We start from the raw sequence: 21,013 nt of genomic DNA, 5'->3' as shown, positions 1-21,013 counted from the left end.
TGCTTAACCGGCAAGGCGCTTGTCTTCGCCTGCCTCTTTACCCAAATCGCGTTTCACTTCGGTATGCTGTTCGCCTTTTTTATTGTGCAGGTGAACCTCAAGCTGGTTAAAAGCGATGTTAATGCCGTTTTCACGACACAGCCGGTCAATGGTGCGGTTAAGTTCATCCACCGTATAGCTGCGATCGCGCAGTTCACGCACGTAGAGGCGCAATTCGTGATCCAGCGTGCTTGGCCCGAAAGTGGTGAAGAAAACCGCCGGTTCCGGGTCGTGCATCACTTTCGGGTGCTCCATCGCCGCCTGCAGCAGGATGGCTTTCACTTTATCCAGATCCGATCCATACGCCACGCCCAGGCGGATCACCACGCGCGTGATCGTATCGGTCAGCGACCAGTTAATCAGGCGCTCGGTCACAAACGCTTTGTTGGGGATAATGACCTCTTTGCGGTCAAAGTCGGTAATGGTCGTGGCGCGGATACGGATTTTGCTGACCGTTCCTGAGAAGGTGCCGATGGTCACCGTATCGCCAATGCGCACCGGGCGCTCAAACAGGATTATCAGACCGGAGACGAAGTTACCGAAAATCTCCTGTAGACCAAAGCCCAGACCAACCGACAGCGCCGCCGCCAGCCACTGTAACTTGTCCCACGAAACGCCGAGCGAGCCGAAGACCGTCATGGCGCCTGCGGCGATAATCACATAGTTGAGGATAGTGGTGATGGCGTACGAGGCGCCCTGGCGCATTTTCAGGCGCGAGAGCACCAGCACTTCCAGTAAACCCGGCAGGTTGCGGATCAGCGCCCAGGCGACGGTGAAGGCCACCAGCGCGAACAGGATGCTGCCCATGGTGACATTTTTCGTGACCGCCGCCCCGGCCTCGGTGCCGTTGTAATGCCACAGCACGATGCTGTCGAGATAGGCGAACACGGTGATTAAATCAGACCAGATAGCCCAGAAGACCAGGCCGAACAGCGCGAACATCACCAGCATGGTAATACGCAGCGTCTGTTGGTTAACCTGATCCAGCGCCAGCGTCGCCTCTTCTACCGGCTCCGCCCCTTCGGCGCCCTCTTTCACCATGTTCTGCCGACGCGCAAGCGCGCGGCGGTAGGCGATGCGACGCGCCGCCACGCTCAGACCGCGCAGCACGGTCTGATAGAGCAGGTTCCAGATAATCACCAGATAAACGGTCTCAATCCAGCGGCCAGCCAGACGCAGCGTGGTGTAGAAGTAACCGGTAACGGTCAGCACCAGCAGCGCCACCGGCACAATAGAGAGCACGGTTACGGTGACCAGGCGCATGGTATGCGACTCTTTATCGCGCCAGCTTTCCCGGCACATTGGCCACACCAGCGCGGCGATAAGCAGCAGGTTGAGGAAGATCATAAACTGGCCGAGCACATCATCCATCAGATGCAGCGGCGACAGTTCCGCCACGACCGACCAGAAGAGCAGCGGCAGCAGCGCAAGGCTCACGCGTACAATCTGACGACGCCAGTGGCTGGTGAGCGTGGAAGGCATCGCGAAATGGCTCACTGCCATGCCCTCTTTCTCCAGCACGCGCCAGCAGAGGCCGAACACCAGCCAGAACAGCGCCAGCTCTTTGCTGAAGGCCCACAGCAGGTCGCTGATGTTCAACTGCATCATGTAGAGGATCAACCCTACCGCAAGAATGATAAGACAAACCGGCAAAGCGCGGATGAGGTTGATAAGAATGGCTTTCGGCGTATGGAGCTGGCTGTCGTTACGCAGTTGCCCTACTTCGCCTGCGAGCTTCGCAAGGTATTGACGCAGCCAGCCGAAGCGCCAGCGGATAAGCCCGGCGATAAGCAGCAGCGGCAGCCCGGCGAGGAACGCTTTCACCATCGACGGCCAGGCTTTTTCCCAGTTGAACGTCAGCTTCATGCCTTTGATCTGGTCATGCAGCCCTTTCGGGAACGATTTAATCCACTCCCAGTCCATCGGGCGGTTACTGTTTACCCAGAAGATCTGCTGGGTCAGTATTTCCTGCAGGTTCGTGCTGACGCTCATCAACTGTTGCTGGTTGATTTGCAGATTGATGGCCATCATCAGCTGGTTGCCAAGCTGCTTATTGAGCTGGTCGAGCAGTTCGCGGCGCATATCCACAACCTGCAACAGCGCGTCGTGAACGTCGTCATTCACCTCAGCGGTATGCCCCTCTTCCAGCTTCGCGACAAAAGCATCGTTCTGGAACAGCGCGTCGCGCTGCTGGTTGACCTCGAACTGTTCAAGACGCAAATCCGCGATGCGGTTGGTCATATCCTCCAGCTCATCGGCCGAAGGCAGAGTCTGCTGTTGCTGGTAAAGAATGCGCGAAAGCAGCAGGCTGCCCTTGAGCACCGAGATCTGCTCTTTAAGCGTGCGCTCCGACTGCAACGCCCGGTCGAGCCAGTTTTTCACCCGGATATTCTGCTGCACCAGCTCGTTGCCGCTCTGGGTGGCGGTAATAAGCCGCTGGCTCAGCTGATGGTTAACATCCAGCTCCTGCTTAACCAACGGGTTGTTCTGAATGCGGCTGGCGTCTTCCGGCGTGACCGCTTCCTGGGCCGTCTTCTCCGTGATGGTCAGACGTTTGCTGTTTACCGCTTCCTGCAACAGCTGAAGCTGGTGCTCAAGGCGGTTAATATGCGCGGTCGTGTAGTCGCGCTGTTTTTGCAGCGAATCCTGAAGCGTGGTATTGCCTTCAAGGCTTTTACGCTGCTGATCTATCTGCGCGTTAAGCAGCGCCTGCTGGGCCAGCAGCAGCGTTTGCTGCGAGGGACGCAATGTCTCTTCGCCCGGCGCGGTGCCGTTCAGGCGGTTGCGAAGCTGCTGAAGCTGCTGGGAAGCGGCGTACATGGCGTTCTGAACCCGCTCCGGCTGGGTTTGCAGCGACACCAGCTGGCTGTTGAAGGTGGAGAGATCCGCCTGCGCGGCCTGTAAATCGTCCAGCACGGAGGTCACTCGCGTTTCCAGCCCGCGCAGCGAAAGCGCGTTCAGCATCTGGCGCGTGGCGTCGTCGCTTTCCTGGTTGTTCAGCGCGTTCAGGTTCTCCGTCGCCTGACGCATTTTTTCCGGCGCCTGGGTTACCTGCTGGCGAAGCTGGACGGTCTCCTGCTTCACGCGCTCGATTTTGTCGAGCGTTTCCAGCGTTTGCGTCAAATCCTGCTGAACGAGCTTATCCTGCGGCGAAAGGTTTTTTTGCTTGCCGAGCGCGTCTAACTGCGACTGGACTTCCGCACGCGTGGGCGTCTCGCTGACCGTCTGCGCAAAGGAGGCGGCGGGCAGCAAGGTGCCAAACGCCAGGACGAAGGCGAAAAAAATAACGGAAATAAGGTTCCGCAAAGGGATGTTGAGCTGCATAGTCGTTGAATGTGTCATTACGGGCTGCGAAAGGGTTTCGCGGCCGCCTGCGTGGCGCAGAGAATACCATGCCTTCCGTCCCTGGAATAGCGAAGCGCCAACCCTCCAGGAGAAATCCGACCTGCTAATTGGCGCGCAGCGTCGGGCAGAATTGATACATTTCGAGAAGAATCGCGACGTAGGTTCGCGCTTCGCTTTGTAAATCAAACATCTCCGGCGCGAAGAGCCAGTTTTCCATCAGCCCGGAAATATAACTGCGCATCAAAATAGCGGCGCGACGTACCAGTAAAGTCTGCGGCAATAACCCCGCCTGCATGCATAGCTGAAGGCTCTGCTCAATACGTTCATTGCTTGCCAGGCAGAGATTGCGATGCGCCTGTTGCGCTACCGCCATTTCGCCGACAAACTCACATTTATGGTAAATAATTTCCATCATCAAACGACGCCGCTCCTCGGCGGCTGTCGCTTCGAGTATATAGACCAGAATTTCCCTTAAAACTGAGAGTGGATCGTCAGGAAATTTTGCCCGATACTCAATTTCAAGATCGGCAATGCTTGCCTCTGATAATTCCCAGATCTCGCTAAATAAATCAGACTTATTTTTGAAGTGCCAGTAAATAGCGCCACGCGTAACCCCCGCGGCTTGCGCGATATCGGCAAGGGAAGTGGCCGAAACACCCCGTTGCGAAAACAACTTTAAAGCCACATCCAGAATATGTTGTCGCGTCGCCAGCGCCTGCTGTTTGGTTTTTCGTGCCATAGGTCGATGAAAACAGGGGAGTCAGATTTACATACATTTATGAATGTATGTACCATAGCATGACGATAATATAAACGCAGCAATGGGTTTATAGACTTTTGATCCATTGATCAATTTTTGGAATCGGACACTCGAGGTTTTGATATGAACAAAAACAGAGGGCTTACGCCTCTGGCGATCGTTCTGATGCTCTCAGGCGGCTTAGCGCTTACAGGATGTGACGATAAACAGGAACAGCAACAAGCGCCGCAAGCGCCCGAGGTCGGTGTTGTAACGCTGAAAAGCGAACCTCTACAAATAACCACTGACCTGCCGGGCCGCACCAGCGCGTACCGCGTAGCGGAAGTTCGGCCTCAGGTAAGCGGCATTATCCTGAAGCGTAACTTCACGGAAGGCAGTGATATTGAAGCGGGTGTCTCGCTTTATCAGATTGATCCGGCGACCTATCAGGCGACTTATGAGAGCGCTAAAGGGGATCTGGCGCGAGCGCAGGCGGCAGCGAATATCGCTCAGGTGACGTTAAAGCGTTACCAGCGCCTGATTGGCACCAAGTACATCAGCCAGCAGGATTTTGACAACGCGCAGGCGGAAGCCCAGCAGGCTAACGCCGCCGTCGTCGCAGCCAAAGCGGCCGTAGAAACCGCGCGAATCAACCTCGCCTACACCAAAGTCACCTCCCCTATCAGCGGCCGCATTGGTAAATCCAACGTGACCGAAGGGGCGCTGGTGCAGAACGGCCAGACTACGGCGCTGGCGACTGTTCAGCAGCTGGACCCGATTTATGTCGACGTGACGCAGTCGAGCAACGATTTCCTGCGCCTGAAACAAGAGCTGGCGAACGGCAGTCTGCAACAGGAAAACGGTAAGGCGAAAGTCGAGCTGCTGACGCAGGATGGACAGAAATTCCCGCAACAAGGCACCCTCGAGTTCTCTGACGTGACAGTGGATCAAACCACCGGCTCCATTACGCTGCGCGCTATTTTCCCGAACCCCGATCGCACGCTGCTGCCGGGCATGTTTGTTCGCGCCCGTCTGGAAGAAGGGGTTAACCCGAACGCCATTCTGGTGCCGCAGCAGGGCGTAGCCCGTACGCCGCGCGGGGAAGCGACAGTAATGGTGGTTGGCGCAGGCGATAAAGTCGAAGTGCGTCCGGTTACCACTGCCCAGGCTATCGGCGATAAGTGGCTGGTAACCGACGGGGTGAAAGCGGGCGACCGCGTGATTATCACTGGCCTGCAAAAAGTGCGCCCTGGCGCGCAGGTAAAAGCGCAGGAAGTGGCAGCAAACCAGGAAAACCAGCAACAACAGCAGAATCCGCAACAGAATCAGCAACAAGCTGGCTCAGGCGAAGCCGCCAACGCAGGCGGTCAGTCAGAGCAACCGAAGTCTTAACTTAAACAGGAGCCGTTAAGACATGGCTAAGTTTTTTATCGATCGCCCCATCTTTGCGTGGGTGATCGCCATCATCATCATGCTGGCGGGGGCATTGTCCATTATGAACCTGCCCATCGCGCAATATCCTTCCATTGCGCCGCCAGCCGTGACGATTAACGCCACTTACCCGGGCGCTGACGCAAAAACGGTGCAGGATACCGTAACGCAGGTTATCGAACAGAACATGAACGGTATCGATGGCCTGATGTACATGTCCTCCACCAGCGACTCCTCGGGTACCGTCCAGATAACCCTGACGTTTGAATCCGGCACCGATGCGGATATCGCCCAGGTGCAGGTGCAGAACAAGCTGCAGCTTGCGATGCCGCTGTTGCCGCAGGAAGTGCAGCAACAGGGCGTAAGCGTTGAGAAATCTTCCAGCAGCTTCCTGATGGTGCTTGGCATGATAAGCACCGATGGGTCGATGACGCAGGAAGATATCGCTGACTACGTGGGCGCCACCATTAAAGACCCGATTAGCCGTACCAGCGGCGTGGGCGACGTGCAGCTGTTCGGCTCGCAGTACGCGATGCGTATCTGGCTTGACCCGAACAAGCTGAACAACTTCCAGCTCACTCCGGTTGACGTTATCAACGCCATCAAAGCGCAGAACGCCCAGGTGGCGGCAGGCCAGCTTGGCGGCGCGCCGCCGGTAAAAGGCCAGCAGCTTAACGCCTCGATAATCGCGCAAACCCGCCTGACCTCTGCTGATGAGTTCAGCAAAATCCTGCTGAAGGTGAATCAGGATGGTTCGCAGGTTCGCCTGCGCGACGTGGCGAAAGTGGAGCTCGGCGGCGAAAACTACGACGTTATCGCGAAGTTCAACGGCCAGCCTGCTGCGGGTCTCGGGATTAAGCTTGCTACCGGCGCGAACGCGCTCGATACCGCAGAAGCGGTTCGCGCGACCATCGCCGAGCTTGAACCTTACTTCCCGGCCGGTCTGAAAGTAGTTTACCCGTACGACACGACGCCGTTCGTGAAAATTTCAATCAACGAAGTAGTAAAAACGCTGGTTGAAGCTATCGTGCTGGTATTCCTGGTGATGTACCTGTTCCTGCAGAACTTCCGCGCGACGCTGATCCCGACCATCGCCGTACCGGTCGTACTGCTGGGCACCTTCGCCATCCTCGCGGCGTTTGGCTACTCGATAAACACCCTTACCATGTTCGGTATGGTGCTCGCCATCGGTCTGCTGGTGGATGACGCCATCGTGGTGGTGGAGAACGTCGAACGCGTCATGGTGGAAGACGGGTTGCCGCCTAAAGAGGCGACGCGCAAATCCATGGGGCAGATCCAGGGCGCGCTGGTGGGTATCGCCCTGGTGCTCTCGGCGGTGTTTATTCCGATGGCCTTCTTCGGCGGTTCGACCGGCGCTATCTATCGTCAGTTCTCGATAACTATCGTTTCCGCGATGGTGCTGTCGGTGCTGGTGGCGTTGATTCTGACCCCTGCGCTTTGCGCCACCCTGCTTAAGCCTGTGGCGAAAGGCGACCACGGCGAAGGCAAAAAAGGCTTCTTCGGTTGGTTTAACCGCATGTTCGATAAGAGCGCGCACCATTACACCGACAGCGTAGGCAACATCCTGCGCAGCACCGGTCGTTATCTGCTGCTTTATTTGATCATCGTGGTGGGCATGGCGTACCTGTTTGTTCGACTGCCAAGCTCCTTCCTGCCGGATGAAGACCAGGGCGTCTTCCTGACCATGGCGCAGCTGCCGGCGGGCGCGACGCAAGAGCGCACCCAGAAAGTGCTCGACGAGGTAACCGACTACTACCTGACCAAAGAGAAAGCGAACGTTAACTCTGTCTTTACCGTTAACGGCTTTGGTTTCTCCGGTCGCGGCCAGAACACCGGTATCGCGTTCGTTTCGCTGAAAAACTGGGATGAGCGTCCTGGCGCGGAAAACAAAGTCGAGGCGATTACCGGTCGTGCGATGGGCCGCTTCTCACAGATTAAAGATGCGATGGTCTTCGCCTTTAACCTGCCGGCTATCGTCGAACTGGGCACCGCGACAGGCTTTGACTTCGAGCTTATCGACCAGGCGAACCTGGGGCATGAGAAGCTGACTCAGGCGCGTAACCAGCTGCTTGGCGAAGCGGCGCAGCACCCTGACCTGCTCTCTCAGGTCCGTCCAAACGGCCTGGAAGATACGCCGCAGTTCAAGATTGATATTGACCAGGAGAAAGCGCAGGCGCTGGGCGTCTCCATCAGCGATATCAATACTACGCTGGGCGCAGCGTGGGGTGGCAGCTACGTTAACGACTTCATCGACCGTGGTCGCGTGAAGAAAGTGTACGTGATGTCTGAAGCGCAGTACCGCATGCTGCCAAACGATATCAACAGCTGGTTCGTACGCGGCGCTGACGGCCAGATGGTGCCTTTCTCCGCCTTCTCAACCACGCGCTGGGAGTATGGTTCGCCACGACTGGAGCGCTATAACGGTCTGCCTGCGATGGAAATCCAGGGTCAGGCGGTTGCGGGCAAGAGTACGGGTGAGGCGATGGCGATGATGGAAGAGCTGGCGTCTAAACTGCCGACCGGGATTGGCTATGACTGGACCGGCATGTCCTATCAGGAACGCCTCTCCGGCAACCAGGCCCCTGCCCTGTACGCCATCTCGCTTATCGTGGTGTTCTTGTGTCTCGCCGCGCTGTATGAGAGCTGGTCGATTCCGTTCTCGGTCATGCTGGTGGTGCCGCTCGGCGTTATCGGCGCGCTGCTGGCGGCCTCGCTGCGCGGCCTGAACAACGACGTTTACTTCCAGGTGGGCCTGTTGACCACCATCGGTCTGTCGGCGAAGAACGCCATTTTGATTGTGGAATTCGCCAAGGATCTGATGGAAAAAGAAGGCAAAGGCCTGATAGAAGCGACGCTGGACGCGGTGCGTATGCGTCTGCGTCCGATTCTGATGACCTCACTGGCGTTTATCCTCGGGGTAATGCCGCTGGTTATCAGCTCCGGCGCAGGCTCCGGCGCGCAGAACGCCGTGGGCACCGGCGTAATGGGCGGCATGGTGACCGCAACCGTACTGGCTATCTTCTTCGTGCCGGTCTTCTTTGTGGTGGTGCGCCGCCGCTTCAGTCGTAAGAACGAAGACATTGAGCACAGCCATCCGGTTGAGCATCATTAATCTAAAAGGCCGCGCAAGCGGCCTTTTCTTTTTAGCCTAATTATCCCTCGCGTTATTCCCGGTTTATTCTTTCTGACTCGCCCATTAACATCAGGGTTATTAATATTCGTCATCAATAAATACTAAGATTATTCTCATAAATAAGCCGTCAGTATTAGTGACTATTCCACAGAAAAGAAGGTTCGGGTTATTTATAGTTAAAAGCTGGATAGCCGAACCGTAAAGGCGCGCGCTCTTAACGTGGATATTCAGTTTTGCCTATATGATCGAGAGGCTTAACCGATTAATTGTAATTTTTCGTAATAGCGCGAGGAAAAATCCAAAAGCCTGTTTTATAGTTAAAGCAGATTGAAAATGGAGACCGAAGCCTTCATATAAGTGAAGTATCTGCCCCTCAGCCGTCACGTGGTAAAAATTTTCGCTAAAAAGGGGGTTGCGTATGGACGAATACTCACCAAAACGGCATGATATAGCCCAGCTAAAATTCCTCTGTGAAAGCCTGTATCATGACTGTCTCGCTAATCTGGGTGAGAGTAATCATGGGTGGGTTAACGACCCGACCTCAGCGGTCAACCTGCAGTTGAATGAACTGATTGAGCATATCGCCAGCTTCGCACTTAATTACAAAATTAAGTATGAGGAAGACAATGTGCTGATTGAACAAATTGATGAATATCTGGATGATACTTTTATGTTGTTCAGCAATTACGGCATTAATGCGCAGGATTTGCAGAAATGGCGTAAATCCGGGAATCGCCTGTTTCGCTGCTTCGTCAACGCCAGCCGCGCCAATCCGGTGAGTCTCTCTTTTTAAAACTATTACAAGCAGTTAAGGTGCAACGATGTCTACCAAACCACTCACTAAAATTGATTATTTAATGCGACTGCGACGCTGTCAGACGATCGATACTCTTGAGCGCGTTATTGAAAAAAACAAATACGAATTATCTGACAATGAACTGGCGGTTTTTTATTCCGCTGCCGATCATCGTCTCGCAGAGCTGACCATGAATAAGCTCTACGACAAAATCCCTACTTCAGTGTGGAAATTTGTACGTTAATTTTTTGTAAGTCCTTTAATTTTGAGCACCCTTTAATAAGTCGTGCGTTTTCCGCGTCTCGGGTTGACGTTACGCGTTGCTGTCGACGCCATGTTAGTGTTGAGCCATCTGGCTGATTTACCGCGCCGGGTTTGCCGCTCCATTAACATGGCTCCGTAACTGTTTCTGATATAGCGCCAGCGGTTCCGCTCCTCATATTTTTTCTCACTATTTTGTATTACCTTACAGACACCGATAACGGCCCTGGGCAGATACCGTCAGGTAGACAAAATATGAGTGAAGAAAAACGCAAAATGATCGCCGGCGAGCTTTATCGCCCGGAAGACCCGACGCTTAAAGCGGACCGCCTGCGCGCGCGACAACGCCTGCACGCCTTTAATCACAGCGAGCCGGAAGAGAAAGCGTTGCGCAACCAGCTTCTTAACGAACTGCTGGGCGCAGGGAAAAACGCTTATTTTGAGCCGCCATTTCGCTGCGATTATGGCTATAACATTTTCGTCGGCAACGATTTTTACGCCAATTTTGATTGCGTGATTCTGGATGTTTGCCCGGTGCGTATAGGCAATAACTGCATGCTCGCGCCAGGCGTACATATTTATACCGCCACGCACCCGCTGGACCCGGCGGCGCGCAACAGCGGCGCGGAATATGGCAAACCGGTGACGATTGGCGATAACGTCTGGATTGGCGGACGGGCTATTATTAATCCGGGCGTCACTATCGGCCATAATGTCGTCATTGGTTCCGGGGCCGTCGTAACGCACGATATCCCTGACAACAGCGTCGCCGTAGGCAATCCGGCGCGCGTAATAAAAACGCTTTAACCAGCACAGGCGCCAAACTGTTATAGCTATTTCGGCGCCTTCTGTTACTTTTTAACGCCTCTGCGCGCCAGTAAAATGGTTTCGTCACCCCGTCCTTGCGCAACGCAACAGAAAGGTTTTGCATGACAGAAATACAGCGCCTGCTTATCGCCACTATCGACGAGCTTAATCGCAAAGAAAAGCGCGACAATCGTCCACGCTTCAGCATTAGCTTTATTCGCAACCACCCCTGGCTTTTCATCGCCATGTATGTCGGCTGGCTTGCCACGCTGGCGGTGATGTTGCAGTCCGAAACGCTCGCGGGCTCCGTCTGGCTGCTGGTGGTGCTTTTCGTTCTGCTGAACGGCTTTTTCTTTTTTGATGTGAATCCGCGCTACCGCTACGAAGATATCGACGTGCTGGACTTGCGGGTTTGCTACAACGGGGAGTGGTATAACACGCGCTTCGTGCCGCCTTCCCTGATTGACGAGATCCAGCACTCGCCGCGCATCAGCGAAGAGCAAAAAGCGATGTTGAATAAAATGCTCGCCCGAAAAGGCGAACTCTCGTTCTACGATATCTATTCGCTGGATAAAGGCGTAGCGCCGCTCCCGGCGTCAATGTCCGCGCCTGTCCCTGCCCGTTAAAATAAAACCCCCGCCTGCAAGCGGGGGTTTTGCTTAACGTCGTTTTTTTCTGCCCTGCACCGCCTTAAAGCGCGGGTAAGATTTACAAATCACATACAGTCTCCCTTTACGCTTCACAATGTGGCAGTCCGGATGGCGCGCCTTCGCGTTACGTAATGAATTCAGCACCTGCATGGTTTAGCCCCGTTTTACATTGATAAAGCCCGCATAGCGCTGGCGGAAACGGGCGGCGCTGCCTTCGTTAGCGAAGGTTTTCTGGCGACCGGTGTAATAAGGGTGCGAAGCCGAAGAGACATCAATGGTGACATAGGGATAAGTCACGCCGTCGAGCTCAATCTCGCGATCGGTTTTCATGGTCGAACCCACTTTGAAGTACTCATTCGCGCTGGTGTCATGAAACACCACGGTGCGGTAATGGGGATGAATGTTCTCTTTCATATCCGCCTCATTTGATATGTTATAACGTATCAATATCGTAAGGGCGTTGGCAGACAATTGCAAGGGACAGAGAGAAAAAGCGAAGAAGAAAGGATAAGCGCGCCGGTAAACCGACGCGCCAGGGGTCAGAGACGGAAGCCAGCAACCACCAGATCGAGCTGCTGCGTCTGTTCGGTCATTGAGTGGGAAGCCGCTGAGACTTCCTGCACCAGCGCGGCGTTCTGCTGAGTGGTGCTGTCGAGCTGGTTAATGGCGATATTTACCTGCTCAATGCCCGCGCTTTGCTCACGGCTGGAGGACATGATTTCGCCCATCAGCGTGGTGACATTGCGCACGCCCTGCAACAGCTCTTCCATCGTGGCGCCCGCTTCAGTCACCAGTTCTGTTCCCACGTCGATATTGCTGACAGAGGTTTCAATAAGCTGCTTAATCTCACGGGCGGATTGCGCCGAGCGTTGCGCAAGGTTGCGTACTTCCTGCGCCACTACCGCGAAGCCCCTGCCCTGCTCGCCTGCGCGCGCCGCTTCCACCGCCGCGTTAAGCGCCAGGATATTGGTCTGGAAGGCGATGGAGTCGATGACGCTAATAATATCCACCACCTTGCCGGACGAAGCCTGAATGCTGCTCATGGTCGTCACGACCTGCTTCACTACCTCGCCGCCCCGCTCCGCGACCTGCGAAGCTTCATGCGCCAGCTTGTTGGCATGCGCGGCGTTGTCCGCGTTCTGGCGAACAGTGCTGGTCAGCTCCTCCATTGAGGCGGCGGTTTCTTCAATAGAGCTCGCTTGGTCTTCAGTTCGCGCCGAGAGATCCTGGTTGCCGGTAGAGATTTGCTGCGACGCGGAAGAGATAGCCCGCGCGCTGTCGCCGACCTGACGCAGCATGGTTTGCAGGTAAGCAATCACGCCGTTGAAGCTGTCGATAATGGCGTTGAACTCCGGGCTGCTGGTCGGCTCAAGACGTTGGGTCAAATCTGCGCCGCCCGCGGAGAGGCGGCTGATGTTGTGATTCAAATCCGCCAGACGGCGCATCAGCGAGCGAATGAACAGCACCAGCACGCCGAGCAGCAGCAGCGCCATCGGGATCTGCACCATGCTCAGGCGCCCCATGATGGTGCTGGTTTGCTGCGTCAGCAGCGAAGTCGGCAGGTCAACGGCGATAATCCACGGGCTGCCTTTAATCGCCTGCAGCATCACCGTATGCGATTCGCCCTCGTTGTCATACTCCTGCTCGCCGCTTTGTCCCGCCTGATAACCGTTCAGCATCGCCTTCACGGTCTGCGCCATCGGGTTTGCGCCCATCTCTGAGAGGTTTTTCAGGCTGGCGGTTTTACCAATCTGATCGGCGTTGCCGACGATTTTGCCATCCGCTTCCACAATCAGCACGCGTCCCTGGATAGCTTCATCCATCTGCTTCGCCAGCTGGTTGAAAAAGCCGAGCGTGACGTCGATGGTGGCAACGCCCCACGGCTCCCCGTCTTTGGTGATGGCCATCGCGCAGTTGGTGCGCGGCTGCGGGCTGGCGTCATCCTGATAGGCGTTAGCCCAGGCGCACTGTCCGGCAGGCGAAGCGAGGCCCGCTTTGTACCACACCTGCTCGTAATAGTTCGGCGCCGCTTCCGAGTTCCAGTAGGTATTCACCTCCAGCTGATTGCTGCTGGGGTTGCGGGCAAAGAAGGTGCTGAACTTATTGCGTCCCGCCTCCCGTTTCTCCGGCAGCGGCCAGATGCCGCCGCCAAACACATTCACATCTTTATATTGATCGACAAGCGCGGGCAGCAGGCGGTCAATCTCTTCACTCTGCATCGCCGCAGCGGTCTGGGTGACGGTGCGCATCTGCGCCTGCACGCGGTTCATCTGTTCAACAATGCTGACGGCCACATTGCCGACCTCATAGCGAATCAGCTGAGTTTCACTGCGTTTAATTTGCGGCGTGACGAAAAAATGAATGACCAACATGGTCACCCCCGTCAACACGGCGAAAAAGAGACACAGAGCCACAATAAAACGGGATTGGGTCGTTCTTAACATAATCAGATACCTGCTGGCTGTCTGGCGGTGCGCCTTTGGTGGACAACGGCAGGCGGCGGGTAAACTTGAATGAAAAATAGATCTGCGTAAAAGCTAATGGTTTCAGGCCGAAACTAACTTGCTGATCTGACACAAACCTTTCCGGTTTAATGAAACATTTTGAAATACTTTCGCTTATGCAACCGCTGCAAATGCTTCGAACCCTGCCCGTACATAACTTAGAAATTAAGGGTATTGGTCGGCAGAAAAACCTTCTGGCAGGGTAGAAGCCACTGCCGAACCAGACCAGAAAGGAAAACCGACATGATGCCGAGCCGCTGTTGTGCCCAACCGTTCACTGTTAACCGCACTGACCCTGTTTATGCTTACGGAGAACATTATGAGCACCGCTTCCCTCACCGCCCTGCCCCTTCTCGATCTCGCAAGGCTTAACGCCGGCCCCGCTGATAAAGCGGACTTCTTAGCGCAACTGCGCCAGGCGGCCCGCGACATCGGCTTTTTCTATATCACCAACCATGGGATTGACGCCGCGCTTTCGCAACGCGTGCAGCAGGAAGCGCGCCGCTTCTTCGCCCTGCCGGATGCGCAAAAGCAGCAGGTGGCGATGATCCACTCTCCTCATTTTCGCGGCTATAACCGCGCCGCCGCTGAGATAACCCGCGGCAAACCAGACTGGCGCGAGCAGTTTGATATCGGCGCCGAGCGCCCTGCGCTGTTGCTGGCGGAGAGCGACCCGCGCTGGCGTCGCCTGCAGGGGCCGAACCTGTGGCCGGAAAGCCAGCCTTCGCTCAAACCGGTGCTGCTGCGCTGGCAGAGCGAAATGACCCGGATGGCGCTGACGCTGCTGCGCGCCTTCGCCGAGGCGCTGGCGCTGGCGCACAACGCCTTCGACCCGCTTTATGGCGATAAGCCCAATGAGCACATCAAACTTATCCGCTATCCCGGCAAGCTGCCTTCGCAAAGCAACCAGGGCGTCGGCGCGCATAAAGACTCCGGCTTCTTGAGTTTCCTGCTGCAGGATGAGCAAAAAGGCTTGCAGGTGGAGGTGTCGCCGGGCCGCTGGATTGACGCCGCGCCGCTGCCAGGCACTTTTGTGGTGAATATTGGCGAGCTGCTGGAGTTGGCCACTAACGGTTACCTGCGCGCCACGGTACACCGCGTGGAATCGCCGCCCGCAGGCCAGGAACGCCTTTCCATCGCGTTTTTCCTTGGCGCGCAGCTGGACGCGACTGTACCGGTCTACGCTCTGCCCGAGCGGCTTGCCCGTGAAGCGCACGGACCGGAGAGCGATCCGCTTAACCCGCTGCTGCGTGATGTGGGCTGGAACTACCTGAAAGGCCGTCTTCGCTCGCACCCTGACGTGGCCGAGCGCTATTACCGTGACGTACTGCGCCAGAGCGCGGAAATTATCGCCTGATTAACAATAAGGAAAACGACCTATGAAACATGCCGCATTTAAACTGGCAGGGGCCGCGTTGTCCCTCTCTCTGGCGCTCTCCGCTTACGCCGCCGAGCCGCTGCGCGTTGCGGCGGACCCGGTACCGCACGCGGAAATCCTCAATTTCATTAAGAAACTCGACCCGAAGCTCGATTTAAAAGTGGTCGAACTCACAAGCGGCGTTAATGCCAACGAGCTGCTGGCGAACGGCGACGTAGACGCAAACTATTTCCAGCATGTGCCTTACCTGAAAGACCAGGAAAAAGCGCTCGGCAAAACCTTCGCCGTGGCGGCCACGGTGCACATAGAGCCGCTTGGCATCTACTCGCACAAGTATAAAGATCTTAAATCGGTGCCGGAAAACGCCACTGTCGCGGTACCGAATAACGTCACCAATTTAAGCCGCGCGCTGTTCCTGCTGCAAAGCCAGGGCTTGATTAAGTTAAAGCCGGGGTTCAACGATCCGGCGAATAATCTCGCCACGCCGAAATCGATCGCGGAAAATCCGAAAAAGCTGAAGATCCTGGAAGTGGAATCGCCGCAGATCCCGCGCTCGCTGGATGATGTGGATCTGGCAGTCATCAACGGCAACTACGCGCTGGAGGCGGGGCTGACGCCAGCGAAAGATGCGCTGGGCCTTGAGAGCGCGGAGCATAACCCCTACGCCAATATTCTGGTGACCAACCCCGGTCTGGCAAGCGATCCGCGCATTAAAGAACTGGCGAAAGATCTCCAGTCGCCGCAGGTGGCGGAATTTATTCGCAAGCAGTACAACGGTTCGGTGATCCCGGTGGCGCCGCAGTCATGATAGTTATTGAGCGGCTGAGCAAAGTGTACGCCGGAGAAGGCCGACCGGCGCTGAACGAGGTCTCCTTAACCGTGCCGGACGGCGCGATTTACGGCATCCTGGGCCGCAGCGGCGCCGGAAAAAGCACGCTTATTCGCTGTCTCAATCTGCTGGAGCGGCCCACGTCGGGCCGCATCCTGATGAACGGGCGGGATATCACGCAGCTCACGTCGCGCGAGCTGCGTCAGCATCGCCAGCGCACCGGCATGATCTTCCAGCATTTTAATTTACTGCATGCCCGTACGGTGGCAGACAACGTGGCGGTGCCGCTGGAGATAGCAGGCCAGCCGCGCGCGCAGCGGGAAGCCCGGGTGGCGGAGCTGCTTGCGCTGGTCGGGCTTCACGACAAAGCCCACGCCTTTCCCTCACAGCTCTCCGGCGGGCAGAAGCAGCGGGTCGGCATCGCCCGGGCGCTGGCCGCCCGTCCCGACGTTCTGCTGTGCGACGAAGCCACCAGCGCGCTCGACCCGGAGACCACCGCTTCGGTGCTGGCGCTGCTCGCCGATATCAATCGCCAGCTTGGGCTGACTATCGTGCTGATAACCCACGAACTGGAAGTGGTAAAAGCGATTTGCGACCACGCCGCGCTGCTGGAACAGGGGCAACTGATTGAAAGCGGGAGCCTGAGCGAACTGCTGCAGGCGCCCTGGTCGAGGCTGCGCCAGACGCTGGTGCGCGACAGCGTCGCCCAGCAGGCCTTTTTGCGCCGGCATGGCGTTGACGGGAGGACGTTATGGGAAGTCGCATGAGCTGGGAGGAGGTCTGGCCGATACTGCTTAACGGCACGCTGGAAACGCTCTATATGGTGGGACTGGCGGCGCTGTTTACGGTGCTGGTCGGCTTGCCGGTTGGGGTGCTGCTGTTTATCTCGCGCCGCGACGGCGTCTTGCCGCTGCCCCACCTGAATGCGGTGCTGGGCGCGGCGATAAATACAGGCCGTTCGCTGCCGTTCATCGTGCTGCTGGTGGCGCTTATTCCCTTTACCCGCCTGCTTATCGGCACCACGCTTGGCAGCACCGCTGCGGTCGTGCCCATTACCCTCGGCGCGTTTCCCTTTTTCGCCCGGGTGGTGGAGAACGCGCTCGACGAAGTGGATAAAGGACGCATAGAGGCTGTACTGTCGATGGGCGGCACTATCTGGCACGTCATCGCCAAAGCGCTGCTCCCCGAGGCGTTGCCCGCTATTCTGGCCGGCATCACGCTGACCGTGGTGATGCTGATTGGCTTCTCTTCGATGGCGGGCGTCATCGGCGGCGGCGGGCTTGGTGACCTCGCCATCCGCTACGGCTATCAGCGCTTTAACGACCAGATTATGGCGGGCACGGTGGTTATCCTTATCGCCCTGGTCCAACTGGTGCAATCCTCCGGCGACCGGTTGGTGCGCCGCCTGGCCCATCGCCGCTAATGCTCGCGCCGGGAAAGCTTATACCTCGTCGCGCTTAAGCAGCAGCGTGGTCAGCATGAACGACAACACCAGCGACAGCGCGACGCCCAGCAGGGCGAAAATAAAGTACGGGCCGAGGTAGGCTGGCAGACTAAAAATACTCGACAAAATGTAGCCATAAAGCCGCACGCCGAAAAAAGCGATGAAGGCGGACGCGAGCGAGCTTGCCGCCGTTGCGGCGATAAACGCTTTTTTATAGCGCGTCAGCACGCCAAACAGCGCCGGTTCAGTAATGCCGAGCAGCGCCGAGACCGCCGCGGAAAACGCCACGCTTTTATCGTTGCGCCCACGGCTTAAGCGCCAGATAGCGAAGGTAGAACCAGCAATGGCCATATTGGCCATAAACATCATCGGCATCAGCATGTCGTAGCCGCGGTCGCTGAAGTTTTGCAGCGCGATGGGCGTCATAGCGTGGTGCATGCCGGTGAGGATCGCTACCGGGCGGATCGCCCCGACAACCAGCCCGGCGAAGCTTGCAGAGACGCCAAACAACCCTTCAATAAACCACGCCAGCGCTTTGCCAAGCCAGATGCCGAGCGGACCTATCGCCACCAGCGCCGCCAGCGCGGCAAGAAACAGCGTCAGCGTTGGGGTAAAGACCGTTTTCAGCGTATCTGGCATAACGCTGTCTACCCAGCGGTGGATATAGCTCAACGCCAGCACGGAGAAAATGACGGGGATGACGCTTGCCGAATAGTTGAATACGGAAACCGGAATGGCGTTCAGAAACCAGAATGCGTTCACCGCGTCCGGCGCATGGCTGGCGAGCGCTTTCGCCGCCTCGATAAGCGAGGGGTACATCAGGCAGGCCGCCACCGCCGCCGCCAGGTACTCATTGGTTTTAAAGATTTTCGCGGCGGAAACGGCAAGGAAAAAGGGCAAAAAATAGAAGACGCCGCTCGCGATAAGATCGATAACGATCACCGTATCGCTCTTTGCCGGAACGGCGCCCAGGGCAACCAGCCCGGCCAGCAACCCTTTTATCATCCCCGCGCCGGCGATAGCGGGAACAATCGGGCCGAAAACGCCGGAAACCGTATCCATAAACAGTGAAACCAGGCTTTTTCGTCCCTTTTCGCTTGCCGCAGGCGCTTGCTCACGGCCACCCAGCGCCACCAGCAATTGCTCATACCAGCTGTTCACTTTCGGCCCGATGATCACCTGGAACTGGTCGCTTTGCAGCTGCGCCCCCAGCACGCCGGGCACTTTTTTAATTTCCGCCTGCTCCACTTTATTTTCGTCGATTAAGTCAAACCTTAAACGCGTCATGCAGTGCCAGACTTTATTAATATTTTCCGCCCCGCCCACGAGACGAATAATATTATTTACGGCCTCATGCGTCCCCATTTCATCTCCCGCTATCACATTATTATTCTGGCGTTATTGAGCTTACAGAGTAGGGAAAGACAAGCCATAAAACAAACCAATAAAATCAGACAATAGTCACAATTTGCGATAGCCAAGGCGCCAGAAGGGCCGTCCGTTGTGAATTGGTACGGTATTTTTATAAATAATGCGAAAATAACAAACCAATAAAAATAGTCTGGAAAAAGCGGTTTACGCGCCCCTTATTTTGCGGCAATAGTAAATAAACGCGTTTTAAAATAGTTCTGACCCGCCGGGGAGAAATTACAGTGTTGCCAACTCGTATCGAAAATGTCGAATGCTTTATTACCCGCCCTGACCGCCATAATCTGGTAGTCGTGCGGGTGCGCACAAACAAAGGCGTGACCGGCCACGGTTGCGCCACCTTCCAGCAGCGCCCGCTGGCGGTCAAGACCATGGTCGATGAGTACCTCAGACCGCTGCTGATGGGGCGCGACGCCAACGATATCGAAGATTTATGGCAGCTAATGATGGTCAACGCTTACTGGCGCAACGGTCCGGTCATCAACAACGCCATCGCTGGTGTGGATATGGCGCTGTGGGACATCAAGGCGCAGCTCGCTGGCATGCCGCTTTATCAGCTCTTCGGCGGCAAATCAAAAGACGCTATCGCCGCTTATACGCACGCCAGCGGCGATACGCCTGAAGCGCTGTGTGAAGCAATAGACGCTCTGCTTGCACAGGGCTACCGGCATATTCGCTGCCAGACCGGCTTTTACGGCGGCGTAGCGCAGGCGATGCACCTCACCCGCGCCCCGTCTCCCGGCGCTTATTACGATCAGGATGAGTACATCGCCAGTACGGTCGGCATGTTTAAAATGCTGCGGGAGAAATATGGTCAGCGCTTCCATATTCTGCACGATGTGCACGAGCGGCTTTTCCCCCAGCAGGCGGTGCAGCTCGCCAAAGCGCTGGAGCCTTACCAGCCGTGGTTTCTCGAAGATATCCTGCCTCCTGCGCAAAGCGCCTGGCTTGAGCACGTGCGCATGCACAGCAGTGTGCCGCTGGCGATGGGCGAGTTATTCAATAACCCGGCGGAATGGCATGACTTGATAGTTAACCGACGCATCGATTTTATTCGCTGCCACGTTTCGCAGATTGGCGGCATTACGCCTGCGCTCAAGCTCGCCGTTTTCTGCCAGGCGTTCGGCGTGCGCGTGGCGTGGCATGGTCCGGGCGACATGACGCCCATCGGCGTGGCGGTGAACACGCACCTGAATATCCACCTGCATAACGCCGCTATTCAGGAGTACATTGCGCATAATGACGAGACCGGCTCGCTCTTTCCTGGCGCCATAACGCCTGAAAACGGCTATCTGTATGCGCCGCAGCAGCCAGGCATTGGCGTGGGATTTGATGAAGAGAAGGCGAACTGCTGGCCGGTGGTTTATCGGCCCCATGAGTGGACGCAAAGCCGCCTGCCCAACGGCGCTATCCACACACCCTGACATCAGGCTTCGCCCTGGCGGAAAGCGAGATTGTCGCGGTTGAAGGGAATCACATAAGTGCAGCTGTAATTAATATCGATGATCTCGCTTATCTCATACACCCTGCCTCCTTCCAGAATGCCGCGATTGCTGATGCGCATGGCCGGCATTCCCTTCCTGCAGCCCAGCAGCGCCGCCTGCTCGCGGCTTACGCTCACCGCCTGGTAGGCCGTGAACAGGTGTGAAATGCGGTAGCCTTTGCTCAGCACATACTGCTGAAGCGAGCGCTCAATAACCTGCTGCGTGAGATCGGGGAAATCTTTTACCGGCAGTCGGGATACTTCAATCTGCACCGCGACGTCGTCTACAAAACGCAAGCGGCAGAATTGCCAGATATATTCCCCTTCGGCAAGCCCAAATGCCTGCTGCGCCTCGCCGTCCGGCAGTTTCTTGTGCAGGCTTATCATGCGATAGCGGATTTGGTCGAAGCGTTTTTCGGTGATGGAGTTGTAGACCAACGGATTACTGCGCGCGTGCTCGTTGATCCAGATGCCGGAACCCTGCACCACGCGCACCACGCCAATGCTGACCAGCTTTTCCAGCGCCTGACGGATAGTAAAGCGCGAAACGCCATAATCAACGGCAAGCTGGCGTTCGGGCGGCAGCTTGCGCGGCCCGTTCTCGTCGCGCTGATAAATCTTGCTCAGAAGATCCTGCGTCACGAACTCTTTTTTCTTCACTCGCCCTCTCCCGCAGCGAAATCATGCTTCGCCGCTGTGCAAAAATTTCCCCGGATCGCTATGCT

General features: G+C 56.4%; 18 protein-coding genes. 11 read left to right on the top strand and 7 right to left on the bottom strand.

Annotation, left to right across the window (positions count from 1 at the left end):
* Positions 1–3: 3 nt before the first annotated feature.
* Positions 4–3,363 carry a mechanosensitive channel MscK gene (mscK, locus tag MT962_RS01695; protein WP_024557389.1) on the bottom strand — a complete coding sequence of 1,120 codons (3,360 nt, stop codon included), beginning with the start codon at positions 3,361–3,363 and terminating at the stop codon, positions 4–6.
* A gap of 124 nt (positions 3,364–3,487) precedes the next feature.
* Positions 3,488–4,123 carry a multidrug efflux transporter transcriptional repressor AcrR gene (gene acrR / locus MT962_RS01690; RefSeq protein WP_024557390.1) on the bottom strand — a complete coding sequence of 212 codons (636 nt, stop codon included), beginning with the start codon at positions 4,121–4,123 and terminating at the stop codon, positions 3,488–3,490.
* Between the two features lie 144 nt (positions 4,124–4,267).
* On the opposite strand from acrR, the gene acrA reads away from it, so the two are divergent.
* The 6 genes from acrA to MT962_RS01660 all read left to right on the top strand — a co-directional run bounded on the left by acrA (position 4,268) and on the right by MT962_RS01660 (position 11,198).
* Positions 4,268–5,515, top strand: a complete 1,248-nt coding sequence (gene acrA, locus MT962_RS01685) for a multidrug efflux RND transporter periplasmic adaptor subunit AcrA (RefSeq protein ID WP_024557391.1) — start codon at positions 4,268–4,270, stop codon at positions 5,513–5,515.
* 22 nt (positions 5,516–5,537) lie between these two features.
* Positions 5,538–8,687, top strand: a complete 3,150-nt coding sequence (gene acrB / locus MT962_RS01680; protein WP_247364298.1) for a multidrug efflux RND transporter permease subunit AcrB — start codon at positions 5,538–5,540, stop codon at positions 8,685–8,687.
* Positions 8,688–9,126: 439 nt separating this feature from the next.
* Positions 9,127–9,501 (top strand): Hha toxicity modulator TomB, encoded by a 375-nt coding sequence (tomB, locus tag MT962_RS01675; protein ID WP_024557393.1) that lies wholly within the window; start codon positions 9,127–9,129, stop codon positions 9,499–9,501.
* A 28-nt stretch (positions 9,502–9,529) separates the two neighbouring features.
* Positions 9,530–9,748 carry an HHA domain-containing protein gene (locus MT962_RS01670; protein WP_024557394.1) on the top strand — a complete coding sequence of 73 codons (219 nt, stop codon included), beginning with the start codon at positions 9,530–9,532 and terminating at the stop codon, positions 9,746–9,748.
* Positions 9,749–10,020: 272 nt separating this feature from the next.
* On the top strand, positions 10,021–10,572 hold the full coding sequence (gene maa / locus MT962_RS01665; protein ID WP_247364296.1) for a maltose O-acetyltransferase: 552 nt from the start codon (positions 10,021–10,023) through the stop codon (positions 10,570–10,572).
* Positions 10,573–10,694: 122 nt separating this feature from the next.
* A complete protein-coding gene (locus MT962_RS01660; RefSeq protein ID WP_024557396.1) occupies positions 10,695–11,198 on the top strand; it encodes a YlaC family protein in 504 nt (167 codons plus the stop codon).
* Between the two features lie 33 nt (positions 11,199–11,231).
* Here MT962_RS01660 and ykgO read toward each other — a convergent pair whose 3' ends face one another.
* The 3 genes from ykgO to MT962_RS01645 all read right to left on the bottom strand — a co-directional run bounded on the left by ykgO (position 11,232) and on the right by MT962_RS01645 (position 13,666).
* Complete coding sequence (gene ykgO, locus MT962_RS01655) at positions 11,232–11,372, bottom strand: type B 50S ribosomal protein L36 (RefSeq protein ID WP_247364294.1); 141 nt, start codon at positions 11,370–11,372, stop codon at positions 11,232–11,234.
* A 3-nt stretch (positions 11,373–11,375) separates the two neighbouring features.
* Positions 11,376–11,636, bottom strand: a complete 261-nt coding sequence (locus tag MT962_RS01650) for a type B 50S ribosomal protein L31 (RefSeq protein WP_188723143.1) — start codon at positions 11,634–11,636, stop codon at positions 11,376–11,378.
* Positions 11,637–11,761: 125 nt separating this feature from the next.
* Positions 11,762–13,666 carry a methyl-accepting chemotaxis protein gene (locus MT962_RS01645; RefSeq protein ID WP_247364286.1) on the bottom strand — a complete coding sequence of 635 codons (1,905 nt, stop codon included), beginning with the start codon at positions 13,664–13,666 and terminating at the stop codon, positions 11,762–11,764.
* A 379-nt stretch (positions 13,667–14,045) separates the two neighbouring features.
* On the opposite strand from MT962_RS01645, the gene MT962_RS01640 reads away from it, so the two are divergent.
* Genes MT962_RS01640 through MT962_RS01625 form a run of 4 tightly spaced genes read left to right on the top strand, consistent with a single transcriptional unit; the run spans position 14,046 to position 17,356 of the window.
* Positions 14,046–15,083: an isopenicillin N synthase family oxygenase gene (locus tag MT962_RS01640; protein WP_024561493.1), complete on the top strand. Its 1,038-nt coding sequence runs from the start codon at positions 14,046–14,048 to the stop codon at positions 15,081–15,083.
* Positions 15,084–15,105: 22 nt separating this feature from the next.
* On the top strand, positions 15,106–15,912 hold the full coding sequence (locus MT962_RS01635; protein WP_247364282.1) for a MetQ/NlpA family ABC transporter substrate-binding protein: 807 nt from the start codon (positions 15,106–15,108) through the stop codon (positions 15,910–15,912).
* Positions 15,909–16,700: an ATP-binding cassette domain-containing protein gene (locus tag MT962_RS01630; protein WP_024561494.1), complete on the top strand. Its 792-nt coding sequence runs from the start codon at positions 15,909–15,911 to the stop codon at positions 16,698–16,700. The genes MT962_RS01635 and MT962_RS01630 overlap by 4 nt, the downstream gene beginning before the upstream one ends.
* Positions 16,685–17,356: a methionine ABC transporter permease gene (locus tag MT962_RS01625; RefSeq protein ID WP_048887235.1), complete on the top strand. Its 672-nt coding sequence runs from the start codon at positions 16,685–16,687 to the stop codon at positions 17,354–17,356. Before MT962_RS01630 ends, MT962_RS01625 begins: the two co-directional genes overlap by 16 nt.
* Before the next feature lie 18 nt (positions 17,357–17,374).
* Here MT962_RS01625 and MT962_RS01620 read toward each other — a convergent pair whose 3' ends face one another.
* On the bottom strand, positions 17,375–18,742 hold the full coding sequence (locus MT962_RS01620) for a PTS transporter subunit EIIC (protein ID WP_024557402.1): 1,368 nt from the start codon (positions 18,740–18,742) through the stop codon (positions 17,375–17,377).
* 287 nt (positions 18,743–19,029) lie between these two features.
* Here MT962_RS01620 and MT962_RS01615 point away from each other — a divergent pair, with 287 nt between their 5' ends.
* Positions 19,030–20,229, top strand: a complete 1,200-nt coding sequence (locus MT962_RS01615) for an enolase C-terminal domain-like protein (RefSeq protein ID WP_247364279.1) — start codon at positions 19,030–19,032, stop codon at positions 20,227–20,229.
* 2 nt (positions 20,230–20,231) lie between these two features.
* Here the strand turns inward: MT962_RS01615 and MT962_RS01610 are convergent, their stop codons facing one another.
* The gene (locus MT962_RS01610) at positions 20,232–20,948 is read right to left on the bottom strand and encodes a GntR family transcriptional regulator (protein ID WP_024557404.1); all 717 of its coding nucleotides are present in this window, start codon (positions 20,946–20,948) and stop codon (positions 20,232–20,234) included.
* Positions 20,949–21,013: the final 65 nt, after the last annotated feature.

Source organism: Franconibacter sp. IITDAS19 (genome assembly GCF_023079515.1).
Taxonomy (GTDB): domain Bacteria; phylum Pseudomonadota; class Gammaproteobacteria; order Enterobacterales; family Enterobacteriaceae; genus Franconibacter; species Franconibacter pulveris.
Note: the sequence above shows the minus strand (reverse complement) of the source record. Positions and strands in the feature narration are given on the sequence as shown.